21 protein-coding genes and 2 tRNA genes are annotated in these 24,574 nt (G+C 71.7%); 8 read left to right on the top strand and 15 right to left on the bottom strand.

Going from position 1 to position 24,574, the window contains the following annotated elements:
• Positions 1-21: 21 nt before the first annotated feature.
• Positions 22-1,476 carry a bifunctional UDP-N-acetylglucosamine diphosphorylase/glucosamine-1-phosphate N-acetyltransferase GlmU gene (gene glmU / locus ACFV4G_RS25800; RefSeq protein WP_380444296.1) on the bottom strand — a complete coding sequence of 485 codons (1,455 nt, stop codon included), beginning with the start codon at positions 1,474-1,476 and terminating at the stop codon, positions 22-24.
• A gap of 155 nt (positions 1,477-1,631) precedes the next feature.
• Positions 1,632-1,702 (bottom strand) — tRNA-Gln (locus tag ACFV4G_RS25795).
• Between the two features lie 294 nt (positions 1,703-1,996).
• On the opposite strand from ACFV4G_RS25795, the gene ACFV4G_RS25790 reads away from it, so the two are divergent.
• Both ACFV4G_RS25790 and ACFV4G_RS25785 read left to right on the top strand, forming a co-directional pair.
• On the top strand, positions 1,997-2,980 hold the full coding sequence (locus ACFV4G_RS25790) for an acyl-CoA desaturase (protein ID WP_380444294.1): 984 nt from the start codon (positions 1,997-1,999) through the stop codon (positions 2,978-2,980).
• A 191-nt stretch (positions 2,981-3,171) separates the two neighbouring features.
• Positions 3,172-3,774, top strand: a complete 603-nt coding sequence (locus ACFV4G_RS25785; RefSeq protein WP_380444292.1) for a TetR family transcriptional regulator — start codon at positions 3,172-3,174, stop codon at positions 3,772-3,774.
• A gap of 37 nt (positions 3,775-3,811) precedes the next feature.
• Here the strand turns inward: ACFV4G_RS25785 and ACFV4G_RS25780 are convergent, their stop codons facing one another.
• A complete protein-coding gene (locus ACFV4G_RS25780; RefSeq protein WP_380444290.1) occupies positions 3,812-4,669 on the bottom strand; it encodes a methyltransferase domain-containing protein in 858 nt (285 codons plus the stop codon).
• A gap of 111 nt (positions 4,670-4,780) precedes the next feature.
• Between ACFV4G_RS25780 and ACFV4G_RS25775 the strand changes: the two genes are divergently transcribed.
• Positions 4,781-5,278 (top strand): MarR family winged helix-turn-helix transcriptional regulator, encoded by a 498-nt coding sequence (locus tag ACFV4G_RS25775; protein WP_380444288.1) that lies wholly within the window; start codon positions 4,781-4,783, stop codon positions 5,276-5,278.
• A gap of 54 nt (positions 5,279-5,332) precedes the next feature.
• Here ACFV4G_RS25775 and ACFV4G_RS25770 read toward each other — a convergent pair whose 3' ends face one another.
• The 5 genes from ACFV4G_RS25770 to ACFV4G_RS25750 all read right to left on the bottom strand — a co-directional run bounded on the left by ACFV4G_RS25770 (position 5,333) and on the right by ACFV4G_RS25750 (position 9,226).
• Positions 5,333-6,268 carry a LuxR C-terminal-related transcriptional regulator gene (locus ACFV4G_RS25770; protein WP_380444286.1) on the bottom strand — a complete coding sequence of 312 codons (936 nt, stop codon included), beginning with the start codon at positions 6,266-6,268 and terminating at the stop codon, positions 5,333-5,335.
• Between the two features lie 327 nt (positions 6,269-6,595).
• Positions 6,596-7,558 carry a UDP-glucose 4-epimerase GalE gene (gene galE, locus ACFV4G_RS25765; RefSeq protein ID WP_380444284.1) on the bottom strand — a complete coding sequence of 321 codons (963 nt, stop codon included), beginning with the start codon at positions 7,556-7,558 and terminating at the stop codon, positions 6,596-6,598.
• A 175-nt stretch (positions 7,559-7,733) separates the two neighbouring features.
• Entirely contained in the window at positions 7,734-8,402 is a 669-nt protein-coding gene (locus tag ACFV4G_RS25760) for a LuxR C-terminal-related transcriptional regulator (protein WP_380444282.1), read from the bottom strand.
• Positions 8,403-8,570: 168 nt separating this feature from the next.
• Positions 8,571-8,646 (bottom strand) — tRNA-Thr (locus ACFV4G_RS25755).
• A 118-nt stretch (positions 8,647-8,764) separates the two neighbouring features.
• Positions 8,765-9,226 carry a winged helix-turn-helix transcriptional regulator gene (locus ACFV4G_RS25750; RefSeq protein ID WP_380444280.1) on the bottom strand — a complete coding sequence of 154 codons (462 nt, stop codon included), beginning with the start codon at positions 9,224-9,226 and terminating at the stop codon, positions 8,765-8,767.
• Between the two features lie 147 nt (positions 9,227-9,373).
• Here ACFV4G_RS25750 and ACFV4G_RS25745 point away from each other — a divergent pair, with 147 nt between their 5' ends.
• Complete coding sequence (locus ACFV4G_RS25745) at positions 9,374-9,970, top strand: flavodoxin family protein (RefSeq protein WP_380444278.1); 597 nt, start codon at positions 9,374-9,376, stop codon at positions 9,968-9,970.
• Between the two features lie 30 nt (positions 9,971-10,000).
• Here ACFV4G_RS25745 and ACFV4G_RS25740 read toward each other — a convergent pair whose 3' ends face one another.
• Entirely contained in the window at positions 10,001-11,317 is a 1,317-nt protein-coding gene (locus tag ACFV4G_RS25740; protein ID WP_380444276.1) for an MFS transporter, read from the bottom strand.
• Between the two features lie 162 nt (positions 11,318-11,479).
• Here ACFV4G_RS25740 and ACFV4G_RS25735 point away from each other — a divergent pair, with 162 nt between their 5' ends.
• From ACFV4G_RS25735 to ACFV4G_RS25725, 3 genes are all read left to right on the top strand, one after another.
• Positions 11,480-11,941 carry a WXG100 family type VII secretion target gene (locus tag ACFV4G_RS25735; RefSeq protein WP_380444274.1) on the top strand — a complete coding sequence of 154 codons (462 nt, stop codon included), beginning with the start codon at positions 11,480-11,482 and terminating at the stop codon, positions 11,939-11,941.
• 9 nt (positions 11,942-11,950) lie between these two features.
• Complete coding sequence (locus tag ACFV4G_RS25730; protein WP_380444272.1) at positions 11,951-14,176, top strand: hypothetical protein; 2,226 nt, start codon at positions 11,951-11,953, stop codon at positions 14,174-14,176.
• Between the two features lie 79 nt (positions 14,177-14,255).
• Positions 14,256-14,852, top strand: coding sequence for a hypothetical protein (locus tag ACFV4G_RS25725; protein WP_380444270.1), 597 nt, complete (start codon positions 14,256-14,258; stop codon positions 14,850-14,852).
• Between the two features lie 157 nt (positions 14,853-15,009).
• On the opposite strand, the gene mycP is transcribed toward ACFV4G_RS25725, so the two are convergent.
• The 3 genes from mycP to ACFV4G_RS25710 form a co-directional block, all read right to left on the bottom strand.
• Positions 15,010-16,293, bottom strand: a complete 1,284-nt coding sequence (gene mycP / locus ACFV4G_RS25720; protein ID WP_380444268.1) for a type VII secretion-associated serine protease mycosin — start codon at positions 16,291-16,293, stop codon at positions 15,010-15,012.
• A gap of 105 nt (positions 16,294-16,398) precedes the next feature.
• On the bottom strand, positions 16,399-18,000 hold the full coding sequence (locus ACFV4G_RS25715; RefSeq protein ID WP_380444266.1) for a hypothetical protein: 1,602 nt from the start codon (positions 17,998-18,000) through the stop codon (positions 16,399-16,401).
• 4 nt (positions 18,001-18,004) lie between these two features.
• Complete coding sequence (locus ACFV4G_RS25710) at positions 18,005-18,436, bottom strand: hypothetical protein (RefSeq protein WP_380444264.1); 432 nt, start codon at positions 18,434-18,436, stop codon at positions 18,005-18,007.
• Between the two features lie 325 nt (positions 18,437-18,761).
• Here ACFV4G_RS25710 and ACFV4G_RS25705 point away from each other — a divergent pair, with 325 nt between their 5' ends.
• A complete protein-coding gene (locus ACFV4G_RS25705; RefSeq protein WP_380444262.1) occupies positions 18,762-20,609 on the top strand; it encodes an FUSC family protein in 1,848 nt (615 codons plus the stop codon).
• 31 nt (positions 20,610-20,640) lie between these two features.
• Here ACFV4G_RS25705 and ACFV4G_RS25700 read toward each other — a convergent pair whose 3' ends face one another.
• The 3 genes from ACFV4G_RS25700 to rsmA form a co-directional block, all read right to left on the bottom strand.
• The gene (locus ACFV4G_RS25700) at positions 20,641-22,458 is read right to left on the bottom strand and encodes an ABC-F family ATP-binding cassette domain-containing protein (RefSeq protein WP_380444260.1); all 1,818 of its coding nucleotides are present in this window, start codon (positions 22,456-22,458) and stop codon (positions 20,641-20,643) included.
• Positions 22,459-22,650: 192 nt separating this feature from the next.
• Positions 22,651-23,583: a 4-(cytidine 5'-diphospho)-2-C-methyl-D-erythritol kinase gene (locus ACFV4G_RS25695; RefSeq protein ID WP_380444258.1), complete on the bottom strand. Its 933-nt coding sequence runs from the start codon at positions 23,581-23,583 to the stop codon at positions 22,651-22,653.
• Positions 23,580-24,461, bottom strand: coding sequence for a 16S rRNA (adenine(1518)-N(6)/adenine(1519)-N(6))-dimethyltransferase RsmA (gene rsmA, locus ACFV4G_RS25690; RefSeq protein ID WP_380444257.1), 882 nt, complete (start codon positions 24,459-24,461; stop codon positions 23,580-23,582). Before rsmA ends, ACFV4G_RS25695 begins: the two co-directional genes overlap by 4 nt.
• Between the last annotated feature and the right edge of the window lie 113 nt (positions 24,462-24,574).

Here is a 24,574-nt window from a genome sequence, read left to right as displayed (position 1 = left end):
CTCGGACGCCCGCGCGTCCCGTCAGGCTTCCGCCGCCCCGTCCGTCGCAACCTTCGCGGCCTGCGCCGATGCGGTCCCGGGGCGCTTGCGCTCCACCCAGCCCTCGATGTTGCGCTGCTGCGCCCGGCTCACGCCGAGCGCGCCCGGCGGAACGTCGGAGGTGATGACCGAGCCGGCCGCGGTGTAGGCGCCGTCACCGATCGTGACCGGTGCGATGAACATGTTGTCCGAGCCGGTCCGGCAGTGCGCGCCGATGACCGTGCGGTGCTTGTTGACGCCGTCGTAGTTCACCGTGACCGAGGCCGCGCCGACGTTGGTGCCCTCGCCGATGGTGGCGTCGCCGATGTACGACAGGTGGGGCACCTTGGCGCCCTCGCCGAGCTCGGAGTTCTTGACCTCGACGTAGGTGCCGACCTTCGCCTTGCGCAGCAGCTTGGCGCCCGGCCGCAGGTAGGCGTACGGGCCGGCGCTGGCCAGCTCGCCCACCTCGGCGCGGTCGGCCGTGGTGTTGCTCACAACGGCGCCGGCGCCGACCCGGGTGTCCCGCAGGGTCGAGTTCGGGCCGACCTCGCAGCCCTCGCCGAGGTGGGTGGCGCCCTGCAGCTGGGTGTTCGGCAGCACGACGGCGTCCGCCTCGTACGTCACCTGGACGTCGATCCAGGTCGTCGCCGGGTCGACCACGGTGACGCCCTCGCGCATCGCGCGCTCCAGCAGGCGGTCGTTGAGCAGGCGGCGGGCCTGGGCGAGCTGCACGCGGTCGTTGATGCCGAGGATGTCCCGCGGGTCCTCGGCCACGACGGCGCCGACCCGGTGCCCGGCCTCGCGCAGGATCTGCAGGGTGTCGGTCAGGTACTCCTCGCCCTGCGAGTTGTCCGTGGTCAGCTCGGCCAGCGCGGCGGTCAGCAGCTTGGCGTCGAAGGCGAAGACCCCGGAGTTGATCTCGGTGATCAGGCGCTGGGTGTCGGTGGCGTCCTTCTCCTCGACGATCGCGGCCACCGAGCGGTCCTCGTCGCGCAGGATCCGGCCGTAGCCGAACGGCTCGGGCACCACGGCGGTCAGCACGGTGACGCCGTTCTCCTGCTCGGCGTGCGCCCTGGCCAGGCGCCGCAGCGTCGCCCCGGTCAGCAGCGGCGAGTCGCCGGCGGTGATGATCACGGTGCCGTCCAGCACCACGCCGTCGGCGGCGAGCGCCTCCAGCGCCGTGCGCACCGCGTGCCCGGTGCCGTTCTGCTCGTGCTGGACGACCGGGCGGGCGGCCGGGTAGTGCGCCGCGAGGTGCTCCTCGACCTGCTCCCGCTGGTGGCCGACGACGACGACCAGCTGCCCCGGCGTCAACTCCTGCGCCGCCGAGACGGCGTGACCGACCAGCGTCCGTCCACACACCTCGTGCAGCACCTTGGGCAGCTTGTTCGACTTCATCCGTGTCCCGCCACCGGCGGCAAGAACGACAACGGCGGCAAGCGAATTGGCACCCATGCGGGGAGGCTCCTCGGTCGGTTCACAGAGAGGGCAGAGCGGCCAGGGGCGAGGATCCGCACATAAGCCCTGGCAGTTCGAGGATAGTGCGAGGAAAGTGGCCGAAAAGCCACCCCCTGGCCCGCCGCAATACCGGGCCGGGGCCGCTCAGAGTGCTCCCGGAGGAGGATTCGAACCCCCATAAGCTGGACCAAAACCAGCTGTCCTGCCCTTAGACGATCCGGGACCGGCACGCCGGCCCGAAGGTCGCCGGAGGCGCGCTGGGGCAAGACTACGGGGTATGCGGCTCCACATCTACCTCCATGGCCGACCCGCGCCCGCCGCCGCGCGGTCCGTCTCCGGCGCGCGTGACGCTCCACCACCGGGACGGCGGTTCATCCATCCAGTCGGGTGAATTCACTCAAGCGCCGTGCGGCGGTGTGTTCCCTTCGCCACGGAACGCAACCTACGATGCCGTAGGTTACGGCACCGTAGCCTTCCCACCCCCGCCCGCAGAGGGCCCCCGTCGAGGGACAAGAACATGACCATCCAGGCCGGTGAGGCGCGCGCCGGTTCCACCGCGCCGCCCAGCGACTCCTCCGAACCGTCCCCCGCGATGCTGTCCGCCACCCGTGGCGGGGAGCGCCAGGGCTTCGCCGAGCGCCTCGCGCTCGTCCTCTTCATCGTCGTGCCGTTCACGGCCCTGCTGGCGGCCGTCCCGATCGCCTGGGGCCGCGGCCTGGGCTGGACGGACGTGGCGGTCACCGTCGCCATGTACTTCCTCACCTGCCACGGCATCACCGTCGGCTACCACCGCTACTTCACCCACGGCGCCTTCAAGGCCGGCCGCCGGATGCGCCTCGCCCTCGCCGTCGTCGGCAGCCTCGCCGTCGAGGGCCCGCTGGTGCGCTGGGTGGCCGACCACCGCAAGCACCACCGCTTCAGCGACAAGGACGGCGACCCGCACTCGCCGTGGCGCTACGGGGAGAGCCTGCCCGCGCTGCTGAAGGGCCTGTGGTGGGCGCACATGGGCTGGATGTTCGACGAGGAGCAGACCCCGCAGCTCAAGTACGCGCCGGACCTCGTCAACGACCCCGCGCTGCGGCGGATCTCCCGGCTGTTCTGGCTCTGGACGTCGATCTCCCTGCTGCTGCCCGCGCTGGTCGGCGCGCTGGTGACGCTGTCCTGGCAGGGCGCGCTGTCCGCGTTCTTCTGGGGCTCGCTGGTCCGGGTCGCCCTGCTGCACCACGTGACCTGGTCGATCAACTCGATCTGCCACGCCGTCGGCCGCCGCCCGTTCCGCTCCCGGGACCGCTCGGGCAACGTCTGGTGGCTGGCCGTGCTCTCCTGCGGCGAGTCCTGGCACAACCTGCACCACGCCGACCCGACCTCCGCCCGGCACGGCGTCCTGCGCGGACAGATCGACTCCTCGGCCCGGCTGATCCGCTGGTTCGAGCTGGCCGGCTGGGTCCGGGACGTCCGCTGGCCGGACGCACAGCGGATCGCCGCCCGCCGCGCCGCATGAGGGCGCGCTTCCAGCATGATGTAGGGGTGAACGGGAGCAGCGCAGACAGCACAGGCGGTCACGACGGCACGCGGACGGACGCGGCGCCCGGAGCGGCGCAGGCCCGTCCGCGTGCCACTGCCCCGGCGGACGGGGCCGCGCCCCGGGGTGCGGCCGCGGCGGGGCCCCGCCGCCGCGGCGGGCGGGTGCGGATGACCGGCAAGCAGCGGCGCGAGCAGCTGCTGGAGATCGGCCGGACGGTCTTCGCGGAGCGCGGCTACGACGGCACGTCGGTGGAGGAGATCGCCGAGCGGGCCGGGGTCTCGAAGCCGGTGGTGTACGAGCACTTCGGCGGCAAGGAGGGGCTGTACGCGGTGGTGGTGGACCGCGAGATGCAGCTCCTGCTGGACATGGTCACCGGGGCGCTGACCGGCGGGCACTCGCGCGAGCTCCTGGAGCAGGCCGCGTTCGCGCTGATGGACTACATCGACACCTCGACGGACGGCTTCCGGATCCTCGTCCGGGACTCGCCGGTGGCCCAGTCGACGGGCACCTTCGCCTCGCTGATCAGCGACATCGCGACGCAGGTGGAGGACATCCTCGGGCTGGAATTCAAGTCCCGCGGGTTCGACCCGCGGCTGGCCCCGATGTACTCGCAGATGCTGGTCGGGATGGTCGCGCTGACCGGGCAGTGGTGGCTGGAGGTCCGCAAGCCGGACAAGGCGCAGGTCGCGGCGCACCTGGTGAACCTGGCCTGGCACGGGCTGGAGGGCCTGGAACGGCACCCGAACCTGGTCGGCGATCGCAAGCTCTGACCGGCGGGTCGCCGGCCGGGTTCCGCGCCCCGCCCGCCTACCGCCTCGTCGCGACCGCGAAGATCCGCCGGAACGGGAAGACCGTGCCGTGCGGCCCGGCCGGGTAGGCCTCGCGCAGGAGCGCCCCGTACTCGGCGAGGAAGGCGGCCCGCCGCTCCGGGTCGGCGAGCCGGGCGAGCACGGGCCGCAGGGCGGTGCCCTTCGTCCATTCCAGAACGGGATCCGGGCCGGTCAGCAGCGTGCTGTAGGTGGTCTCCCAGACGTCGGCGGCGCAGCCGGCCCCGGCGAGCACGTCGAGGTACCGCCCGGGCTCGTGGACGCCGGCGCGGGTGGCGTCGTCGCCGAGGACGTCGGCCCAGCGCGGACTGCGGCGCAGCCCGGCGAGCAGCGTGTGGCTGGGCGCGTCGAAGTTGCCCGGCACCTGGAAGGCGATGACGCCGCCGGGCCTGAGCGCCTCCGCCCAGCGCGGCAGGAGCGCCAGGTGGCCGTCCAACCGTCCCTCCTCGCCCGCCTTCGGCGCGGAGGGTCCCCGTCGGGGCCGGCGCTCCTCCGCGTTGATCCATTGCAGGGCCGCGTTGGAGACGATCAGGTCGGGCCCGGCCGGGGCCGGGTCGTACTCCGCGGCGTCGGCGAGGACGTACGCGGCGCTCGGCTCGCCCTGCGTACGGGCGGTCTCCAACATCGGGGCGGAGTTGTCGACGCCGGTGATCCTGGCCTGCGGCCAGCGCTCGCGCACGACGGCGGTGGAGTTGCCGGGCCCGCAGCCGATGTCCAGGATCGTCGCGGCGGGCTCGTGCGGCAGGGCGGGGACGCGGGCGAGCAGATCGCGCAGCGGGCGCGTCCGTTCGTCGGCGAAGCGCAGGTACTGGGCCGGGTCCCAGGCAGGAGCGGGCATGGCACACCTCGAAAGTATCTCGACATCAAGATATCTGCTTTTAGCCTCGCTGGCACATTTCTCGATGTCAAGAGACTTCACATCGACACATCCACCGATACACTGATCGTCATGGAGGACGAGGTCGACAGGCTGGTCGCAGCATGGCGCCGGGAGCGCCCCGACCTCGACGTGGAGCCGCTTGAGGTGCTCAGCCGGGTCAGCCGGCTCGCCCGGCACCTGGACCGCGCGCGCCGCACCGCCTTCGCCGAGCACGGCCTGGAGCCCTGGGAGTTCGACGTCCTGACGGCCCTGCGGCGCGCCGGCTCCCCCTACCAGCTCTCGCCCGGGCAGCTGCTCACCCAGACCCTCGTCACGTCCGGCACCATGACCAACCGGATCGACCGGCTCACCGGCAAGAACCTGGTCAAGCGCCTGCCCGACCCCGACGACCGCCGCGGCGTCCTGGTCCGCCTGACCGACGACGGCCGCGACCGCGCCGACCAGGCCCTCGCCGGACTGCTCGCCCACGAGCGCGAACTCCTCGCCCAGCTCACCGCCGGCCAGCAGGGCGAACTCGCCGGTCTGCTGCGGCTGTTGGTCGCCCCCTTCGACAACATCCCGGGCTGACCGGCGGACCGGCCCGCCGCCGCGGCCGCCGGCTCCGGCCGGGTCCGGCTCGTCTCAGCTGGTGGAGGCGACGGACGGCGGCGCGGCGGGCTCCGCGGGACTGACCCCCGCCCGGCGGGCGACCGCGACGGCGGCCAGGGTCGAGTGCACGCCGAGCTTCCCGAGCACGTTCTGCATGTGCGTGCGGACGGTGTGCGGGGACAGGTAGAGCCGCTCGGCGACCGCCTGCCGGCCCAGGCCCGCGACCATGCAGCGCAGGATCTGCTTCTCGCGCGGGGTGAGCGTGTCCACCAGGCGCTCGCTCTCGGTGCGGTCGCGCCGGGCGGTGGTGAGCTCCCGGATCACCCCGGTGAGCAGCGCCGGCGGCAGGTGCGTCTCGTCGCGCAGCACCCCGCGCACGACGGCGAGCAGCCGCGCCAGCGAACTCTCCTTCGCCACCCAGCCGGTGGCGCCCGCGTGCAGGGCCCGGGCGGCGCGGTGCGGGTCGTCGGCGGTGGCCAGGACGATCGCGCGCAGCCCCGGGTGGCCGCGGCGGACCCGGCCGAGCAGCGTGATCCCGTCCGGCGGCGGGGCGACCGGCCGCAGCTGGTCGGTGCGCACGTGCTCGGCGCGGACGTGCTCGGTGCGCTGGGGATCGGGCCGCAGCGGATCCGCCGAGCGTCCACCCGGACCCGTCGGCGGCACGGCCGGGCGGCGCGGCGGCGCCACCACGGGGGGCGGGCGCCGGCGGGCCGGGTCGAGCGGCTCGGGACCCGCGCGGACGGGCTTGCGCGGGCCCGGCGGCACGGCCGCCTCGGAGCCCAGGTCAGCGTCGATCAGGACGACGTCGAAGGCCCGCCCCTCGACGGCGGCGCGCTCCAGGGCGCGCTCGGCGGCGGCCGCGCTGCCCGCCGCGCCCACCTCGACGTCGGGCTCGGCGGCGAGCGCCGCGGCCAGGGCCTCGGCGAAGATCCGGTGGTCGTCGACCACCAGGACGCGGATCCGCCCCATCGTCACTACCCCCCTGCTCAGACCGGCCCGAGCCCGGGGCGGGGACCGGCCCCGGCGCCCGCGGATGCGGCACTCCGTTCCGCCCGCCCACCGGTGGCCGGCGGGGCCGAACGCGCGCCACCCCCAACCGGTACCGCATTCAGCGTACGGGCCTGGGGACGCGCTCGTGGCGGTTTGGTGAAGTTTCGTCAGGAGGTGCGCACGTGACTGGATTCGATCCGTCCGCGCCACTTTCCGACCGGTGTCGCGGGGGCGTCCAGGAGAACGCCGAGGCGCCGCCCCGGGAGGTCCGGGGCGGCGCCTGCGGTTCCTTCGAGCTCGGCCCGCTTACAGGCCGTTCTTCTCCAGCGTGAACTTCCAGGCGTCGGCGACGATGTCGTCCAGGTTCGGACGGCGCGGCGTCCAGCCGAGGGCGTCGTGGGCACGCTCGGCGGAGGCCACCAGCACCGCCGGGTCGCCGGCGCGGCGCCCGGACACCTGCACCGGGATCTCGCGGCCGGTGACGCGCTTGACCGACTCGATCACCTCGCGCACCGAGAAGCCGCTGCCGTTGCCCAGGTTGCAGATCAGGTGCTCGCCCGGCTTGGCGGCGTCCAGCGCCAGCAGGTGCGCGTCGGCCAGGTCGGCGACGTGGATGTAGTCGCGGATGCAGGTGCCGTCCGGGGTCGGGTAGTCGTCGCCGTACACCGCGATGTGCGGGCGCTGGCCCAGCGCGGCCTGGAAGACCAACGGGATCAGGTGCGACTCGGGGTCGTGCCGCTCGCCGTAGGCGCCGTACGCGCCGGCCACGTTGAAGTAGCGCAGCGACACCGCGGCCAGGCCGTGGGCGACGGCCTCGCTGGTGATCAGGTGGTCGACGGCGAGCTTGGTGGCGCCGTAGGTGTTGGTCGGCGCGGTGCGGGCGGTCTCGGCGATCGGCACGACCTCCGGCTCGCCGTAGGTGGCGGCGGTCGAGGAGAACACCAGCTTGCGCACGCCGGCCTCGCGCATCGCGCTGATCAGCTCCAGCGAGCCGGCCACGTTGTTGCGCCAGTACTTCTCCGGGTCCACGACCGACTCGCCGACCTGCGAGGAGGCGGCGAAGTGCAGCACGCCGTCGAAGGAGCCGTCCAGCACCTTGCCGGCCTCCTGGATCCGGCCCTCGACGAACTCGGCACCGGCCGGAACGCCCTCGCGGAAACCCGTCGAGAGGTCGTCCAGGACGGTCACCTGGTGCCCCGCCTCCAGCAGGTGAGCGGCCACCACACTGCCGACGTAGCCGGCGCCACCCGTGACCAGGTACTTACTCATGATGAGACCTCCAGCGGGCGATGGCCGCCGGATCGGCGGGGCCATCGGAAACGTGCGAACGACTGGCGCCTATTCTCCCTGCCCTCCGGGGGTGCTCCGGACCAGGGTCCGCGGCCCCCGCGACCGCCTGCGGCAGCTCCCTCCGGTGCCCTTCATCACCCTCCGGCGCACGCCTTCAGTCGGAGGCCATCCGCTCCAGCAGGCCGGTCCTCGCGGCCACCGCCGCCGCCTCCAGCCGGGTCCGCGCGCCCAGCTTCATCAGCACCCGCTGGACGTGCGTCCGGGCCGTGCTCGCGGCGATCCGCATCCCGGCGGCGATCGCCGCGGTGTCCTCGCCGTCCGCGATCCGGGCCAGCACCTGCACCTCACGGCGGGTCAGCAGGCGCAGCAGCCGGACGGCTTCGTCGTCCGGCTCGGCGGCCGGCCGCAGCAGCTGGTCGAAGGCGCCGCGCAGCACGTCCACGGCCACCGCCGCCTCGCCCGCCCGGGCCCGCCCGATCGCCCGCTCGACCACTTCGATCCGCTCGTCGCTCGGCACGTAGCCCGCCGCCCCGGCCGCGAACGCCCCGGCCACACCGCGCAGTTCACCCACCGGGCCGAGCACGATGACGGCCACCTCGGGCCGCTCCCGGCGGATCCGGCGCAGCCCGTCGAACGCGCCCGGCTCGGCCGGCGCGGCCACGCCGAGCAGGCACACCTCGGGCCTGCGCCCGGCCACCAGGTCGGCGGCCACGCCCGCCGGCGAGCCGACCGCGAGCACCCGGTGACCGCGCAGCTGGAGCGCGGTCGCGAGTGCCTCGGCCAGCAGCCGGTGGTCGTCGACCACCACGAGTCGAACGCCCATGACGCCCTCCCGGTCGGGGTCCGGCTCGCGCCCGCTCCCCACGGGCGGGCGGCCGATGACGCACCATCACAGCGCATTCCGTACCCGACTCGCTAGGCCACCGCGTGTCGGCGGCCCGGCCGGGCCGGGAACGCGAAAGACCCCCGCCTTCAGGCGAGGGTCTTCGAGTGGAGCCCCCATGCGGAATCGAACCGCAGACCTTCTCCTTACCATGGAGACGCTCTACCGACTGAGCTATAGGGGCTTGCCGGACGTTTCCGCCGGGCCGGTCGAACAAGGAAGACATTACACGGCCGTCGGCCCGGAAGGGAAATCGGCTCCGACCTGCCCCCTCCGCCTCCCTCCGCCCCCTTCCGTCGCCCTCAGGCCTCGGCGTGCGCCGCGTCGAACACCTCGCGGGCCGCGAGCATCTGCTTGGCGCGGCGCTCCGTCCAGCGGCCGAGCGGCGAGACCAGTTCGGCCAGCTCCCGGCCGAGCGGCAGCAGGTCGTAGACCACGCGCGGCGGCGTCTCCGGGTGGACCGTGCGGCGCACCAGGCCGTCGCGCTCCAGCGTGCGCAGCGACTGGGTGAGCATCTTGCGGCTGACCCCGCCGATCCCGCGCTGGAGTTCGGAGAACCGCTGCGGGCCGCAGAGGGCCAGGCTCATCAGGATCAGCAGCGACCACTTGTCGGCCAGCTCGGCGAACATCTCGCGACTGGGGCAGAGCTGGGCGAAGACGTTGAGCTCCAGCTCCTCCTGCTGCGTGTGCTCCTGGGACCCCTGAGACTCCCGGGACTCCTGGTGCCACCCGATGTCGGCGCGGGCCGTTTCCTCCGTCGTCATGACATCCAGGGTAGCTCCGTCGGTCTCCAATCCTCCCTTGGTAACCATTGGAGACTTGGTCTATATTGGAGACCAAGCGGGCCGAGGCCCGTCGTCCCCTTCCTTCTCCGTCCCCAGCGCCACCGCCGCCCGTACAGGAGTGCCCGCATGACCGCCATCCGCCCCACCGTCGCCATCGCCTTCCACTCCGGCTACGGCCACACCACCGTCATCGCCGAGGCCGTCGCCCGCGGTGCCGCCGCCGGTGGTGCCGAGGTCGTCTCGATCGCCGTCGACACCATCACCGACGAGCAGTGGGCCCAGCTCGACGCCGCCGACGCGATCGTCTTCGGCTCCCCCACCTACATGGGCACCGCGTCCGGCGCCTTCCACGTCTTCGCCGAGGCCACCAGCAAGCGCTGGTTCGGCGACGTCTGGCAGGACAAGGTCGCGGCCGGCTTCACCAACTCCGCCTCCAAGAGCGGCGACAAGGCCGGCACCCTCGGCTACTTCCAGACCCTCGCCGCCCAGCACGGCATGAACTGGGTCAACCTGGGCCTCAAGCCCGGCTGGAACGCCACCACCGCCAGCGAGAACGACCTCAACCGCCTCGGCTTCTTCAGCGGCGCCGCCGCCTCCTCGCCAGCCGACGCCGGCGCCGAGGCCGTCCACAAGGCCGACATCGCGACCGCCGAGCACCTCGGCGGGCGCGTCGCCAAGCACACCGCGGTCGTCCTGGCCGGCCGCGCCGCCCTGGCCGGCTGACCGCGCCGCACCTGCCGCACCGCCTGTCGGCTACGCCGCCGGATCCGTCCCCAGCAGGGGCGCCCGGCGGCGTTCGCCGTCCACCGACCCCAGCTCCGCACCGCACGTCTCCGGCAGCAGCCGCAAGCACAGCACCGCCACCACGCCCAGCGCCGCCACGTACCAGCCGACCAGCTCGGCCGTCCCGTACGCCGCCGTCAGCCGGGTCGCCACCAGCGGCGTCAGCGCCCCGCCGACCACGCCGCCCAGGTTGTACGTCAGTGCCGCGCCCGTGTAGCGCACCCGGGTCGGGAACAGCTCCGGCAGGAACGCCGCGACCGGCCCCAGCAGGGCACCCAGCACCACCATCGCCCCGGCCAGCGCCACGAACATCAGCGGCCGGCGCGCCGTCTCCAGCAGCGGGAACTCGACGAGCGACCAGGCCGTCGCGAACACCGTCGCCCACAGCATCGTCCGCCGCCGGCCCCAGCCGTCACTGCGCCCCGCGGTCGTCCACCCGGCCGCGCCCATGCCCACCGCGCCCACCAGCAACATCGGCAGCAGCACGGTGCTCGGCACCCCGAGACCGGTCGCCGCGTACGCCAGCGCGTACGTCGTAGTCAGGTAGAACAGCGCGTACCCCACGGTGATCACGCCACAGCCCACCAGCACCGTGCGCCAGTGCCCGCGCAGCACCTCCGCCACCGGCAGCCCGGCCCGGCCCGCCTCCTGCCCGCGGAACAGCGGAGACTCCTCGACCTTCAGCCGGATGAACAGCCCGACCGCGACGAGCGCGAGCGAGGCGACGAACGGGACCCGCCACCCCCACTCCCTGAACGCCCGCTCGTCCAGGCCGAGTTGCACCAGCAGGAACACCCCGTTCGCGAGCACGAACCCGACCGTCGGCCCCAGTTGCAGGAACGCCCCGTACCGCCCGCGCCGCCCGGCCGGCGCGTGCTCCGCCAACAACAGCGCAGCCCCACCCCACTCCCCGCCGAGCCCGACCCCCTGACACACCCGCAACACGACGAGCGCCACCGGCGCCCACCACCCCCACACCCCGAACCCCGGCAACACCCCCACCGCCGCCGTGGCCACCCCCATCAGCAGCAGCGACACCACCAGCGTCGTCTTCCGCCCCAACCGGTCCCCGAAGTGCCCGAACACCACGGCCCCCAACGGCCGCGCCAGGAACGCCACCGCGTACACCGAGAACGCCGCCAACAGCGCCCCCACCGCCCCCAACCCCGGGAAGAACACCGCCCCGAAGACGAGCGCCGCCGCCGTCCCGTAGATGAAGAAGTCATAGAACTCGATCGCGGTCCCGATCAGAGCCGCAGCCGCCGCCCGCCGCACTTGCACACCCATGCCCCCAACCCTGCCCGCCCCACCCACCCCACCCCCAGCCCCCACCCGAGTGACCCCGGCGCACGACCCCGTCCCGCGCGCCCCATGGCAGACTCGCAGCGACGAAGTGGCGACACTCCGCGCACGGTGGAGGTCGCTCAGCCCACTCCTGAGGGGGGATTGATGGTTGATCTGGACTTCGAGCGCCGAATGAACCCGTGGCTCTTCGACAGCTCCGGAAAACTGACGGACGCGGCCAAGAAGCAGTTTCCCGACCTGGCCGCCGTCGAGTCCGGAGCGCCGGCGCCGGTCTACACACCGAGCGCCCCCGCGCCCGGTACATCGGCGCCGACCGTAGCCGTCAGTCCGGAGGCGCTGAGGCGTGCGGCAACCAACAGCGACACCCTGAAGACCAAGTTCGGGCAGGCGTGCAAGCAGCCCACCACGCACGCCTCCGCGGCCTCCGCGCAGCTCCCGACCAACTGGGCGCTGCGCGCTGCGATCACCAGCGCGGCCGGCGTCTGGACGGACCAGGTCAGAACCCTTGAGGATGCGATCGGAAACGTGGCCGGGAACTTACGCCTCAACGCCGACCGGTATGCGCAAACGGATCAGGCGAATACCCACGCGTTCGGAAAGGGCTGAGGCACCGGCATGAAGTTCGAAGAACTGAGGAACGCGCAGGTGACCGGCCTTGACACCCTGGCCGGCGAGTTCGAGGCGATGCTTCGGCAGTGGAACTTCTCCTCCGAGCTGACCGGCGACATCATCACGCCCTTGAACGGCTCGGGCTGGCGCGGATTCGCGGCCGAGACCGCGGCTGAGAACATCACGAAGATACGCAACGAAATCGACGCGGCCTTCGAGGAGGCCAGCGGCATCGCCCAGACCCTCCGTGATGCCCACACCGAGATCACCGCCGCAAAGGCCGACCTGGAGGCGGCGATCCGATCGGCAACCGACCAGAAGCTGACGGTCGACAACGACGGAACCGTCCACTGGCCCCCGGCGACGACCCCGGAGGAGAAGAAGGACCCCGACTACACCGGGGCCTACCGCCAGAAGGCCACCGACGCCGCCGACGCGATAGCCAAAGCACTGTCCCGGGCCGCCGAAGCGGACGCCGCCGCAGCAGCCGCTCTCGCAGCGGACACCGGCACTGACCGGAAGGCGTTCAACAAGAAGCCGGTGGGCGGCGTCTCCGAGCAGGAGGCAAAGCAGGCAGTGGACCTGATGCGTCTCGGGGACAAGGCCACGCCCGCACAGATCGCCCAGCTCGACGCCCTGCTGAAGGCGCACTCCAGCGGCTCGCGGTTCGCCACCCTCTTCCTCGACTCCATGGGGCCGGACGGTTTCCTCAAGTCCTTCGGCGCAATGGCCGAGTACAGCGGCTACTACGGCAACGACGCGACGAAACGGGCCCTGGCCGATATGCAGGCCAATCTCGGCCTCACCCTCGCAACGGCAACGGACGGGGCCAAGCAACCGCATCTGTCCGACGCGTGGCAGGCGGGACTGCGCAAGGCTGGAGCCAGCCAGTACCAACTGCTCCCGGACCAGCTCCAAGGCGGCAACCCGTACGGCTACCAGATCCTCTCCAACATCCTCCGGACCGGCACGTACGACCAGCGCTTCCTCAACCCGCTGGTCGAGCACATCACCCAGCTCAGTGCAGCGAATCCAGGCCGTTGGGAGGACGCCGTCAGCAAGGCCAACCCGCTGGAACAGGTACTCGTCCTCGGAAAAGACGGCTCAGGCCTCAACCCGATGGCCGGCGCCCTGGAGGCGCTCGGCCACAAGCCGGAGGCGGCGACCGCCTACTTCCATGACCCGGCAACCACCTACAACGAGGACGGAACGGTCAAGGCCACCGGTCAGCCGAACACCTACCTGAAACAACTGACCGACGCGGGCTTCAACTCCCTCCTCCAGGACTTCGAGCCGGACCACCTCACTCCGCACTACCGGGCAGCGGCACATGACGCGACCGCACTCGGCCATGCGCTGGAGGCGGCCACCACCGGGCGGGCCTACGACGCGACCGACGGTCCGATGCCCACGCACTCACGCGAGATGAGCGCGGTGATGAAAGACGTCGTCGATCGGTTCGGGAACACGGACGGCCCCGGGCTGCTCAAGAAGGACGGGATATTCACCACCATGGACCCGAGCTTCGGCCACATGGTGGCGTCGTACATGGGCGACGTCCAGATCGCAGTCGACCACAACAACCACTCGATGCCGACCAACGGGGACCCGGCCGGCCTCGACCAGGGCGCCACCCAGAAGCTGCTGGGGGTGCTCGGCCGGAACCCGGATGCCTTCGGCACGATCGCGCAGGCACAACAGGCCTACACGACTGCCCACCTGCAGGACGTCATGCTGCAGAAGGACAAGTACGGGGAACTCTTCGGCGAGGCCATCACGAATGCTGCCCGCCCTGGAGGCGAGGTGGCCGGAATCCTCAACGCTGTGGCAACCGATGAGGTCTACAAGCAGAAGCTGCAGGAAATGACCGACTACAACAACAGCGTCGACGAGAAGGTCGGCTGGGCCAAGCAGGTATGGACGGCTACCGCAGGCAAGGCGATAGAGGGAATCCCCGGGGCGGATAAGCTTCTGACAATTCCCACCGACAAGATATTTCAGAACATAGCGCTGGGCTACCACATCGACAGATATCCGAGCGACGCCGCCGCGGACTGCTTCAACAGCGGGAGGAACGCCGCATCGGACGCGGCAGAAGCAGCCATCAGGGAGACGGCGAAGGGCAAGGGGATCGACCCGACGTACCTCAACGCCTTGGCCAATACGGCCGCCAACGGGGCGAAGCAGGGTCTCTCCGACGGAAGCATCCTGACAAAGGCAATCAATGCCTGACGCCCCGGAGAATCCCCTCGAAAGTGCCCCCGCAGAACAAAAAGCGGTCCGGTACCGGCAACGCCGATTGGTACTCGCGATGGTGCTGGCGCTGGTCGTCGGCGGGGGCGTCGGGCTGTGGTGGTGGGCCTCGCACGACTCGCTGAACCTGCCCGAAAGTGCCTGCTGGTCGATATTGGATCAGAATGACCTGCGTTCGCTGGCCGGTGCGGCGCGGGGGACGTACACCGTTCGTTACGGAGAGCACCGTGGGGACGAAAACTCGCTCCAGCCGGGCCTACAGAATCAGACCTGCACAGTGGAGGAGGATCACCACGTGCTCTCGGGGGTGACCGTCCGCCCGTGGGGCAAGCTCACCTACCACGATGTCTACGAAGCGAACGCGGACCCGGCGGCGAAGCGGCAGTCGGACCTCGGTCCCGACATCCAGGGGCTGTGGGAGGAACACAGCAGAATGCGGCTCGCGTTTCTTTGCGATAATCCAGCGGCGAAGTTGACACATCTCACGTACCTGGAGGTCATGGTCTGGGGAGACTCCGAACTCGTCGACCCCGAGCTGCCATCGGTTCGCCAGGCCCGCCTGAACACTGCACTGAAGACGGCCAAGACGGCCGCCAGCACGAGCGGGTGCGTGAACCCGATTCACTTCCCGGCGCAGGCGCCCGGGGTGGTCTGATTCGCACGACGGCGCGTCGCCCGGCGGCCTCTCGCTCCTGCCGCGGACCGAGAGGCCGCCGCTGCATTCGTTCAGGCGGTGAGGTCGCTGTCGTGGTCGAACTCGCGCGCCTCGATGTCGGCATCCCGAAGCGGTTCAGCCCCAACTCGGCCGCCAATTACCTCACGTACGGGTTGTCCGTTGGCTTCACCGGCGACCCATCGGCTGCAACCCTGCTGGCCGCATTTCGCCACCGTGCCACGAAGATCACCCCACCCGCCACCAGTACCACTCCGCTGACCACGGCGATCGCAATCGGCAGCACCGCGCCACCCGAATCGGATGCCTTGTCTGCGATGGGCGCCGCTGCCGGAGAACCGACATTCGTCGGTGCTGCGGGCACGGCAGCGGGTGAGGTCGCCGGGGCAGAAGAGGTATCGGCCGATGGCGAAGCCGAGGGCATCGGAGCCGTCTTGCTCGGAATCGGGTACACATCCGCCGGCCCCGGATCGCCCGGCGTGGCCAAGGCGATGCGAGGGCGGACCGCGCCATACCCGACGCTGTCGTTGCGGCTGGAACCATCGGTCGGCTTACCAGCCGTGTTGATGAGGACCCGCAGAACCTGATTCGCCGTCCAGTCGGTGTGCACGGCCCACACCAGGGCCGCCGAGGCTGAGACCAAAGCGGTCGCAGCCGACGTGCCGTGGCCTTTGCAGTAGCCAGTCGCGCCCGTACAGGCGTCGACGATGTCCATTCCGGGTGCCACGAGGTCAACCTGCGGCCCCTGCTGCGACTCAGACGTAGCCGTCAAGTTCTTGTCAACAGCGCCGACACCGACAACGTACGGCAGTCCCCCGGGGTACTCGACAAGGTTCCCGTCCTGCGCGCTGTTCCCGACACTGGCAACAACCAGAGAGCCCTTTGCCGCCGCACGCGCGAGCACGCTGGTCAGCTTCGCGGTGTCATCAGGAGCCGCGGTGACTGCCGCCGTTCCCTGCGAGATGTTGATGATCTTCACGCCTTGATCAACGGCGTAGTCGATGGCTTGACCGATCTGGTCCAGGAAGACGCGTGAAGTGACCCCGCCATCCTCGCCATTGTCGATCTTCAACGGGAGGATCTTGACCCCGGGGGCCAATCCGTAGGCGCCCTTTCCCTCCATGCCCTTGCCACTCCCCGCAATGATGCTCGCCATCTGCGTGCCGTGGCCCTTGGCGTCCGTCCCCACCCCGCCTGTACTTCCGCTGAAGTCCTTCCCGGGCAACAATTGCCCAGCCAAGTCCGGGTGATCGAACTTGAAACCGCCGTCAATGACCGCGACCGTCACACCCTGCCCGGTCGACGTCTTCCACATCTCGGGCGCATGCATCGCGTCCAGATGCCACTGATCATCACGGATCGAGCCGTCCGCAGCCGCCGGCACCACAGCCGCGCCAACCACGAGACCGCCGGCCAGGAGCACTCCGGCGAGGGCCCGCCCACGCTCTCGCCCATTCCTTCGCCACATCACAACTCCTCGTCAGTCCCCGCGTCAGCAGAGGGCTGTACCCAGGGCGGGCAGTCAGCTCTACTCAATCACGTTCGGGTTGCTGAGCGGTGTACCGCTGGTCCAGGTCTCCTCGTCCTCGTGCAGGTAGTCAGGCCTCTGGCGGCGGTCCCGCTCGTTCCTCCCCACCCCGCCCCCATGCACACCCGGCATCATGCCGTTCTGGCCGGAGCGGGCCCCACCTTCAACAGTCGCGGTCTGCCTGCGCAGGCCAGTACCGCCGGGAGTGAACTCGCCACCAGCGGAAGGACCCTTCCGTCCGCCGACAATCCCGCCACCGGTCGAGGTCAGGCCCCGGCCACGTGTACCACCGCCCGAAGCACCTATTCCGGGGCCAACCGGACCGGGATGCATGCCACCCATCCCCGGCATCCCCGAGACCCCTGCTCGCCCCGGCTGCGCCTCACGAGCTCCGAAGACCGTCCCGGTGGGCAGCCCTGGAGTAGCTGACCGTCCTGGAAGAGAACCGCCGCCGAAGGGGGCCGGCCTGCCAGAAGTCGAGCCACCACTACCACCTGGAACCGATCCACCCTTTCCTGGGTGGCCACCTACCGGAAACGAACCGCCGATCGGGAAGGCGGGGTTACCTCCGGCCTCCGCAGCCCCACCCGAGCGTCCGGGAGTCCCTCCCAGATCATCGAGTGGCAGATTCCCGCCATCGATTGGACCGACTGGGACGCTCTGGCTCGGCAGGAGTGGGACGGCCGGCAGGCTGTCGAGGCCCGTACCAGGGTGATTGGTGGGCTCCAGTGGAACGTATGAGGGAGTGGCTCCACCACCCTCCGGCGACGGCACATACCCGCCGCCACGCGACGAGGTCGGCTCGAAGTGATCAGCGTGCGTCCGCCACTCTGACGACGGCTGGCGGACCTCTGTCGAGCCACCACTGTGATTGCCGCCGTCCCGACTATGGGTTCCGACTGTGCTGCCCGTACCTCCACGAGGGATCCGGCCGACACCACCCGGGCCGCCGGTTTGGGCGGCGCCACCTGGCGAGTAGTCAACGGAGCCGATCCTGTCCTTGTCCGGCGCTCCTGGCAGGTTCGGATCCTCCAACGAATTCAGTGTCGTCGTGGCCGCAGAGTAGGCCTGCGCCAGCTTCTCCATCTGCCGGACGGCTTCACGGTATTCCCGATCGATGATCGACTTTGCAACGTCCGTCCGATCGTCGCTGATCCAATCCGGGCTGCTCTTCCTCGCAATGGAGTCGGAGGACTCGGGGGCGCCGATCTTCGGCATCCCGGCCGGAAGTCCCTGCCGCTGGCTCCTGGCCGTGGCGAACAAGGCGATCTCCGCACGCGGCGGTTCGGGTACTGCAGCCTTGGCGAGGCTGAGGGACTCGCCCGCCTGCAGCAGCGCGTCGCCGGCCTTGGTGGAGTAGTCGCCGAGCAGCGTGGCGGACTTCTGCAGGTTTCCGGCCCAGGTCTTGAAGCTCTCGGCCGCCGGGCCTTCCCAACCGACGTTGTCGACGTGCGACTTGAGGGCTGCGCTCAGGTCCTTCAGGACCTGGCCGGCCGCCTGGAGTTGTACGCCGCGGTCTACCACGGTCTTCGCGTCGGTCGAGCGGACCATGTCCTTCAGCTGGGCATGGTCGTACTGCTCAAAGTTCGTGCCGTCTGCCATTTCGTCACAGCCCCTCGATGCTCTTCGACGCTGCCCCGCCTGCCCCGCCCAAGTTCGCGTGCACGGTCTTGTGCGCGTCGACCGTTGCCTGCTCGTTGCCCGCATAGCTGCCGGCCGTCTTGGCCACCGCGAGTTTCATAGCCTCGATCTGGGAGGCGAAGTCCTTGTGGAGCTTGACGAGTTGGGTGTGAACCTTGTCGTAGGCGGTGGTCAGGGCGACCGCTTCCACGACGTGTTCGCTGTACGCGCCACTGATCAGAACCTTCCCCGTCAGCTTCTGCGCCTGCAGCTTGTCGGGTGCCGCCGCCGAGCCCTCCATCGTCTGCAGCAGTGCCTCGATCTTGTTGGCGAACGCCGTCAGCGTGTCGAGCTCCACCTTGACGTCCTGTTTGCCGAACGCGGACACCAGGTCCGCGACGTTGGGCGTCTCCGGCACCCCCACGGGCTGGTCCGGCTTCGGCCTGGGACCGGGCGGGACTTCTCCTGGCACAGCGAACACCTCTCCCCCGCTGCGGATGGCGGTCCGCAACACACCGTCAACTACTGAGCCTTGTAGTCACTGTCGGCAACGCCACCACCCCGACGGGTTGCCGGTACGGGTCATGCTAGCGATCGGCACCGTCAGCCTTGGTGCGCTTGGGTGCGATCGGTACGAACGGGCGGGCGGGCGCGCTCGGGCCGGTAGGATCGCGGTGTACGACCCGATCTGCCGCGCAATGTCGCACAGCAGCGACCCCTGGCCGCAGAACGGACGTGACCGCATGCCTGTCGAGGAGATCCCCGCCACCGCCTGGTGGGCCCGGGCCGTGCGGCCGACGCGGGTCGTGTTCCCGGGTGCGTTGGTGGTGCGGGCGGCTGCCGGGATGGGGGTGCCGCTCTCCGTCGGGCTCCTCGCGCACCGGCTGGATCTCGGGGTGTTCGCCGGGCTCGGGGCGATGCACGCGACGATGAACGACCGGGCCGAGCCGAACGGCTTGCGGGTGCGGCGGATCGGGACGGCCCTGCTGGCGTCCGCCCTCGGCATGCTGATCGGGACGGTGCTGCAGTACGTCCACGTCTCGCCGCTGGTCCTCGGCGCGGCGCTCACCGTCACCGCGTTCGTGTCCGGCGCCCTCAGCGCCACCGGCCCGCGCGGTTCGGCCGCCGGCATGCTGCTGCTGGTGTCGACGGCGCTGGGGAGCGGGATGCCGTTGCCGCATCCGTGGTGGGCGGCGGCGCCGATGATGCTGGCGGGTGCGGCGTTCGTCCTCGTCCTCGGGCTGCCGGCCGGTCACGTCGACGAGCGCGACCGCGCCCTGGCCGCCGCGTACGACGCGCTCGGCCGCATGCTGGCCGATCTCGGCACCCCGCAGGGTCCGGCCTCGCGCCGGGTCCTGACGGCCCGGCTGAACCAGGTGCAGGACTTCCACCCGGACCGGACCGATCCCCGGTACGAGGCCGCCCTGGCCACCTCCGAGGCGGCCACCGGCCTGCTGTGGGCGCGCCGCCCCGTCCCGCCCGAGGTCGCCGACGTCCCCGTCCGCCTCGCACGCGCCATAGAACAGGGCGGCAGCGAGATCACCGTCCCCGACTGGCGCCCCGACACCCCCGCTCGCCAGGCCCTGGACGCCGCCCTGCGCGCCGCTGCGGACACGGTGGCCGGCCGGGAGGTGGTGCTCGGCACCGCCCCCGCGCCGCCGCCCGACCCGTGGCGCATCCGGGCGCGCCTGCTGTCGCGCGGCTCGGTGGCGTACGGGCTGCGCGTGGCGCTCTGCATCGCGGTGGGTGCGGCGGTCACCGCCAACTACCCGCTGAGCAAGAGCTACTGGGTCCCGATGACGATCGCGTTCGTGCTCAAGCCGGACCTCGGCTCGGTGTTCCTGCGCGCGGTGAGCCGCTCGGTCGGCACCGTGCTGGGTGTCGCGCTCACCGCCGCCGTCGTGGGCGTGACCACCGACGAGTGGATCCTCACCGCCGTCGCCGCGCTCTGCGTGGCCCTGTTGCCGTACGCGACGGCGGCGCACTACGGGCTGACGACGGTCGCGATGACGCCGATGGCGCTGCTCCTGCTGCAGCTCGGCGGGCAGAGCAGCGCGGCCGAGTTCCGGCCGCGGGTGCTGGACACGGCCCTGGCGAGCGCGATCGTCCTGCTGCTCGGTTACCTGCTGTGGCCCGAGCGCCCGCGGCACCGGATCGAGCCGCGCGTGGTCGACGCGGCCACCACGCTCCGGTCCTACCTGGACGCCGTGACGACGGCCGGACGGGCCGAGGTATGGCTGCGCCGCACCGCGTACCGGTCGCTCGCGGACGCCCGCCTGGAGGTGCAGCAGGGCCTCGCCGAACCGCCCCCGACCGGCCGGCTCGCCGAGCAGTGGCTGCCGGCGACGGCGGCGCTGGAGCGGCTGGGCGGCGCGGTGGCGGCGTACGCGGCGCAGCTCCGGTACGGCGGGCGGGTGCCGGACCCCGCCGAGGTCGACCGGGTGCGCCGGGCGCTGGACGACCTGACCGCCGCCGCCCGTGAGCACCGCCCGCCGACGGGCCCCGCGGCCCGCCCGACGAAGCCGCACGACCCGGCGCGCAGCGCGCTGGGCCGTGCGGCGGACGAGCTCGAAGCCCTGCTCACCCCGTAGGGCGGTCAGCCCTGCTCACCCCGTAGGGCCGTCAGACCTGCTCGGCCAGCTCCAGCCAGCTCATCTCCAGCTCCTCCTTCTCCTCCCGGACGGTGCGCAGCTGCGCGTCCAGTTCCGCGACCTTGGAGAAGTCGGCGGCGTGCTCGGCGAGTTGGGCGTGCAGCTTGGACTCCTTCTGGTCCAGCTTGGCGATCTGCCGCTCCAGCTTCTGCATCTCCTTCTTGGCGGCGCGCAGGTCCCCGCCGGAGAGCCCGGCCCCGGCGGCCTCCTCGACCGCGGGAGCGGCCGCGGACGCGGCAGCAGCCGTAGCGGCGGCCATCCGCGCCCGGCGCTCCAGGTACTCGTCAACGCCGCCCGGAAGCATGCGCATCCGCTTGTCGCCGAGCAGCGCGTGCACGACGTCGGTCGTCCGCTCGATGAAGAAGCGGTCGTGGCTGATGACGACCATCGAGCCGGGCCAGCCGTCGAGCAGGTCCTCCAGCTGGTTGAGCGTCTCGATGTCGAGGTCGTTGGTCGGCTCGTCGAGGAAGAGCACGTTGGGCTCGTCCATGAGCAGGCGCAGCAGCTGCAGTCGCCGCCGCTCGCCGCCGGAGAGGTCGCCGACGGGCGTCCACTGCTTGTCCTTGCCGAAGCCGAACTGCTCGCACAGCTGGCCGGCGCTCATCTCCCGGCCCTTGCCGAGGTCGACGCGCGAGCGGACCTGCTCGACGGCCTGGAGCACGCGCACCTCCGGGTCCAGCTCCGCGATCTCCTGGGACAGGTAGGCGAGCCGGACGGTCTTGCCGACCTTGATCACGCCGGAGTCCGGCTGCACGTCGCCCTCGGAGGCGTACGCGTCGCGCAGGGCGCGCAGGAGCGAGGTCTTGCCGGCGCCGTTGACGCCGAGCAGGCCGATCCGGTCGCCGGGGCCGAGCTGCCAGGTGAGGTTCTCCAGGAGCAGCTTGGGGCCGGCCTTGACGGTCACGCCCTCCAGCTCGAAGACCGTCCGGCCGAGGCGCGCGTTGGCGAACTTCATCAGCTCGGACTTGTCGCGCGGCTCCGGCACGTCGGCGATCAGGGCGTTGGCGGCCTCGATGCGGTAGCGCGGCTTGGAGGTACGGGCGGGGGCGCCGCGGCGAAGCCAGGCGAGCTCCTTGCGGGCGAGGTTCTGGCGCTTCTGCTCCTCGACGGCCTCGATGCGGGAGCGCTCGGCGCGCGCGAAGACGTAGTCGGAGTAGCCGCCCTCGTACTCGTGGACGGAGCCGCTCTGGACATCCCACATCCGGGTGCAGACCTGGTCGAGGAACCAGCGGTCGTGGGTGACGCAGACGAGGGCCGAGCGGCGCTTCTGCAGGTGCTGGGCGAGCCAGTTGATGCCCTCGACGTCGAGGTGGTTGGTGGGCTCGTCGAGGATGATCAGCTCGGGCGAGCCGAGGAGCAGCTTGGCGAGGGCGATCCGGCGGCGCTCGCCGCCGGAGAGCGGGCCGATCACGGTGTCCAGGCCGTCGGCGAAGCCGGGCAGGTCGAGGCCGCCGAAGAGGCCTTCGATGATGTCGCGGATGCGGGCGTCGCCGAGCCACTCGTGGTCGGCGCGGTCGGCGATGACCTCGTGCCGGATGGTGGCCTTCGGGTCGAGCGAGTCGTGCTGCGTGAGGACGGCCGGTTCGAGGCCGCCGTTCCAGGTGATGCGGCCGCCGTCGGGCTCCTCCAGCTTGGCGAGCATCCGGATCAGGGTGGTCTTGCCGTCGCCGTTGCGGCCGACGACGCCGATCCGGTCGCCCTCGCTCACGCCCAGGCTGACCGCGTCGAGCAGGGCGCGGGTGCCGTAGACCTTCGTGACGGACTCGATGGTGGCGAGGTTGACGGCCACGTGTGCTGCGCTCCTGGGGGGTTCGGCGGTGCCGGGGCGGCCCGCCGTTCCCCGGCCGGGCGCCCCTCTCGGGGACGCCCCGATCTCCCCAGCCTAATGGGCCCGCCGAATCGCCCGCACCGCCGAGCTCACCGCCCGCACCGCCGAGCTCGGCCCCACTACAGGGGCCGATGCATGACCGGGGCTGGTCCGCTACAGCGGCCGGTCCACCACCGCGGCCCCCGCGACCGGCCCGTACGTGGCGTGCGCCGTCCGGCAGGTGCCGGAGGCGCGCAGGGCCGCGGCGATGGCGGCGGCGCCGTCGGCGTCCTTGGCGAGGAACGCGCAGGTCGGCCCGGAGCCGGAGACGAGGGCGCCGATCGCGCCCGCCTCGGTGCCGGCCCGCAGGGTGGCGGCGAGGGCGGGGCGCAGCGAGAGGGCGGCGGCCTGGAGGTCGTTGGAGAGCGCGGCGGCGAGGGCGACGGCGTCGCCGTCCGCCAGGGCGGTGAGCAGCGCGGGGTCGGCGTCGGGGGTGGGGACGTCGACGGCGCTGGAGCCGGTGCCGGCCTCGTCGCGCAGGCGGTCGCACTCGCGGAAGACGGCGGGGGTGGAGAGGCCGCCGTCGGCGACGGCGAAGACCCAGTGGTAGGTGCCCTCGACCGGGAGCGGCTCCAGGATCTCGCCCCGGCCGCGGCCCAGGGCGACGCCGCCGACCAGGGCGAACGGCACGTCGGAGCCGAGTTCGGCGGCGAGTTCCAGCAGCACGTCGGCCGGGGTGTCCAGCTTCCACAGGGCGTCGCAGGCGACCAGTGCCGCCGCGCCGTCGGCGCTGCCGCCGGCCATGCCGCCGGCGACCGGGATGGCCTTGGCGATGTGCAGGTGCACGGCGGGGTCGGCGATGCCGTGGTGGGCGGCGAGCAGCCGGGCCGCGCGGGCGGCGAGGTTGCCGTCGTCGAGCGGGACGGCACCGGCGTCCGGGCCGGAGCAGGTCAGCGTGATGCCCGGGCCGTCGCCCGGGGTGGCCGTCACCTCGTCGCCGAGGGCGACGGCGAAGAAGACGTTGGCCAGGTCGTGGAAGCCGTCGGCGCGCAGGCCGCCGACCCCCAGCTGGACGTTGACCTTGGCCGGCACCCGTACGGTGATCACTCGTTCCCAGCCTTCGGCTTGTGCTCGGCGATGGCGGCGAACTGTTCCACCGTCAGCATCTCGCCGCGCAGCTTGTGGTCGATCCCGGCGGCGGCGAGGGCCTGTTCGGCCCCGGCGGCGGAGCCGGCCCAGCCGGCCAGGGCGGCCCGGAGGGTCTTGCGCCGCTGGGCGAACGCGGCGTCGACCACCGCGAACACCTCCGCGCGGCTCGCGGTGGTCCTGGGGGGCTCGCGGCGGATCAGCGAGACGAGGCCGGAGTCGACGTTGGGGGCGGGCCAGAAGACGTTGCGCCCGATGGCGCCGGCCCGCTTGACGTCGGCGTACCAGTTGGCCTTGACCGACGGGACGCCGTACACCTTGTTGCCGGGCTTGGCGGCGAGCCGGTCGGCGACCTCGCTCTGCACCATCACCAGGGTGCGCTCGATGCTGGGGAAGGTGGCCAGCATGTGCAGCAGGACGGGCACCGCCACGTTGTACGGGAGGTTGGCGACGAGCGCGGTGGGCGCCGGGCCGGGGAGCTCGGTGACCTCCATGGCGTCACTGAACACCAGGTCGAAGGCGTCGGCCTTGCCCGGCATCCGGGCGGCGACGGTGTCCGGCAGGTGCTGCGCGAGCACCGGGTCGATCTCGACGGCGGTGACGTGCCGCGCGACCTCCAGCAGGGCGAGCGTCAGCGACCCGAGCCCGGGGCCGACCTCCACCACCGCGTCCTGCTCCGTCACGTCGGCGGCCCGGACGATCCGCCGCACGGTGTTGCCGTCGATGACGAAGTTCTGCCCGCGCTGCTTGGTCGGCTTCACGCCGAACGCGGCGGCCAGCTCCCGGATGTCGGCGGCGCCCAGCAGGTGGCTGTCAGGGGTGGGTTCGGTGGTGCTCACGGGCCAAGGATACGGGCGCGGGCCCTGCCGTCCGGACGCGCCGGACCGGACGGACGGGTTCCCGATGCCGCCCGCAAACCGGACGCACCGGGTTCGGTACCCCCGAACCGGGC

Origin of the sequence: Kitasatospora sp. NPDC059747, from assembly GCF_042732955.1 — a bacterium.
Classification (GTDB): domain Bacteria; phylum Actinomycetota; class Actinomycetes; order Streptomycetales; family Streptomycetaceae; genus Kitasatospora.
The sequence above is the reverse complement of the archived record's forward strand: the minus strand, read 5'-3'. Positions and strand labels throughout refer to the sequence as shown.

Bases quoted from the DNA above. Each gene is read 5' to 3' on its own strand.
- glmU (WP_380444296.1), bottom strand. From the start codon at position 1,476: ATGGGTGCCAATTCGCTTGCCGCCGTTGTCGTTCTTGCCGCCGGTGGC.
- ACFV4G_RS25790 (WP_380444294.1), top strand. From the start codon at position 1,997: ATGACCATCCAGGCCGGTGAGGCGCGCGCCGGTTCCACCGCGCCGCCC.
- ACFV4G_RS25785 (WP_380444292.1), top strand. From the start codon at position 3,172: ATGACCGGCAAGCAGCGGCGCGAGCAGCTGCTGGAGATCGGCCGGACG.
- ACFV4G_RS25780 (WP_380444290.1), bottom strand. From the start codon at position 4,669: ATGCCCGCTCCTGCCTGGGACCCGGCCCAGTACCTGCGCTTCGCCGAC.
- ACFV4G_RS25775 (WP_380444288.1), top strand. From the start codon at position 4,781: ATGGAGGACGAGGTCGACAGGCTGGTCGCAGCATGGCGCCGGGAGCGC.
- ACFV4G_RS25770 (WP_380444286.1), bottom strand. From the start codon at position 6,268: ATGGGGCGGATCCGCGTCCTGGTGGTCGACGACCACCGGATCTTCGCC.
- galE (WP_380444284.1), bottom strand. From the start codon at position 7,558: ATGAGTAAGTACCTGGTCACGGGTGGCGCCGGCTACGTCGGCAGTGTG.
- ACFV4G_RS25760 (WP_380444282.1), bottom strand. From the start codon at position 8,402: ATGGGCGTTCGACTCGTGGTGGTCGACGACCACCGGCTGCTGGCCGAG.
- ACFV4G_RS25750 (WP_380444280.1), bottom strand. From the start codon at position 9,226: ATGACGACGGAGGAAACGGCCCGCGCCGACATCGGGTGGCACCAGGAG.
- ACFV4G_RS25745 (WP_380444278.1), top strand. From the start codon at position 9,374: ATGACCGCCATCCGCCCCACCGTCGCCATCGCCTTCCACTCCGGCTAC.
- ACFV4G_RS25740 (WP_380444276.1), bottom strand. From the start codon at position 11,317: ATGGGTGTGCAAGTGCGGCGGGCGGCGGCTGCGGCTCTGATCGGGACC.
- ACFV4G_RS25735 (WP_380444274.1), top strand. From the start codon at position 11,480: ATGGTTGATCTGGACTTCGAGCGCCGAATGAACCCGTGGCTCTTCGAC.
- ACFV4G_RS25730 (WP_380444272.1), top strand. From the start codon at position 11,951: ATGAAGTTCGAAGAACTGAGGAACGCGCAGGTGACCGGCCTTGACACC.
- ACFV4G_RS25725 (WP_380444270.1), top strand. From the start codon at position 14,256: ATGGTGCTGGCGCTGGTCGTCGGCGGGGGCGTCGGGCTGTGGTGGTGG.
- ACFV4G_RS25715 (WP_380444266.1), bottom strand. From the start codon at position 18,000: ATGGCAGACGGCACGAACTTTGAGCAGTACGACCATGCCCAGCTGAAG.
- ACFV4G_RS25705 (WP_380444262.1), top strand. From the start codon at position 18,762: ATGCCTGTCGAGGAGATCCCCGCCACCGCCTGGTGGGCCCGGGCCGTG.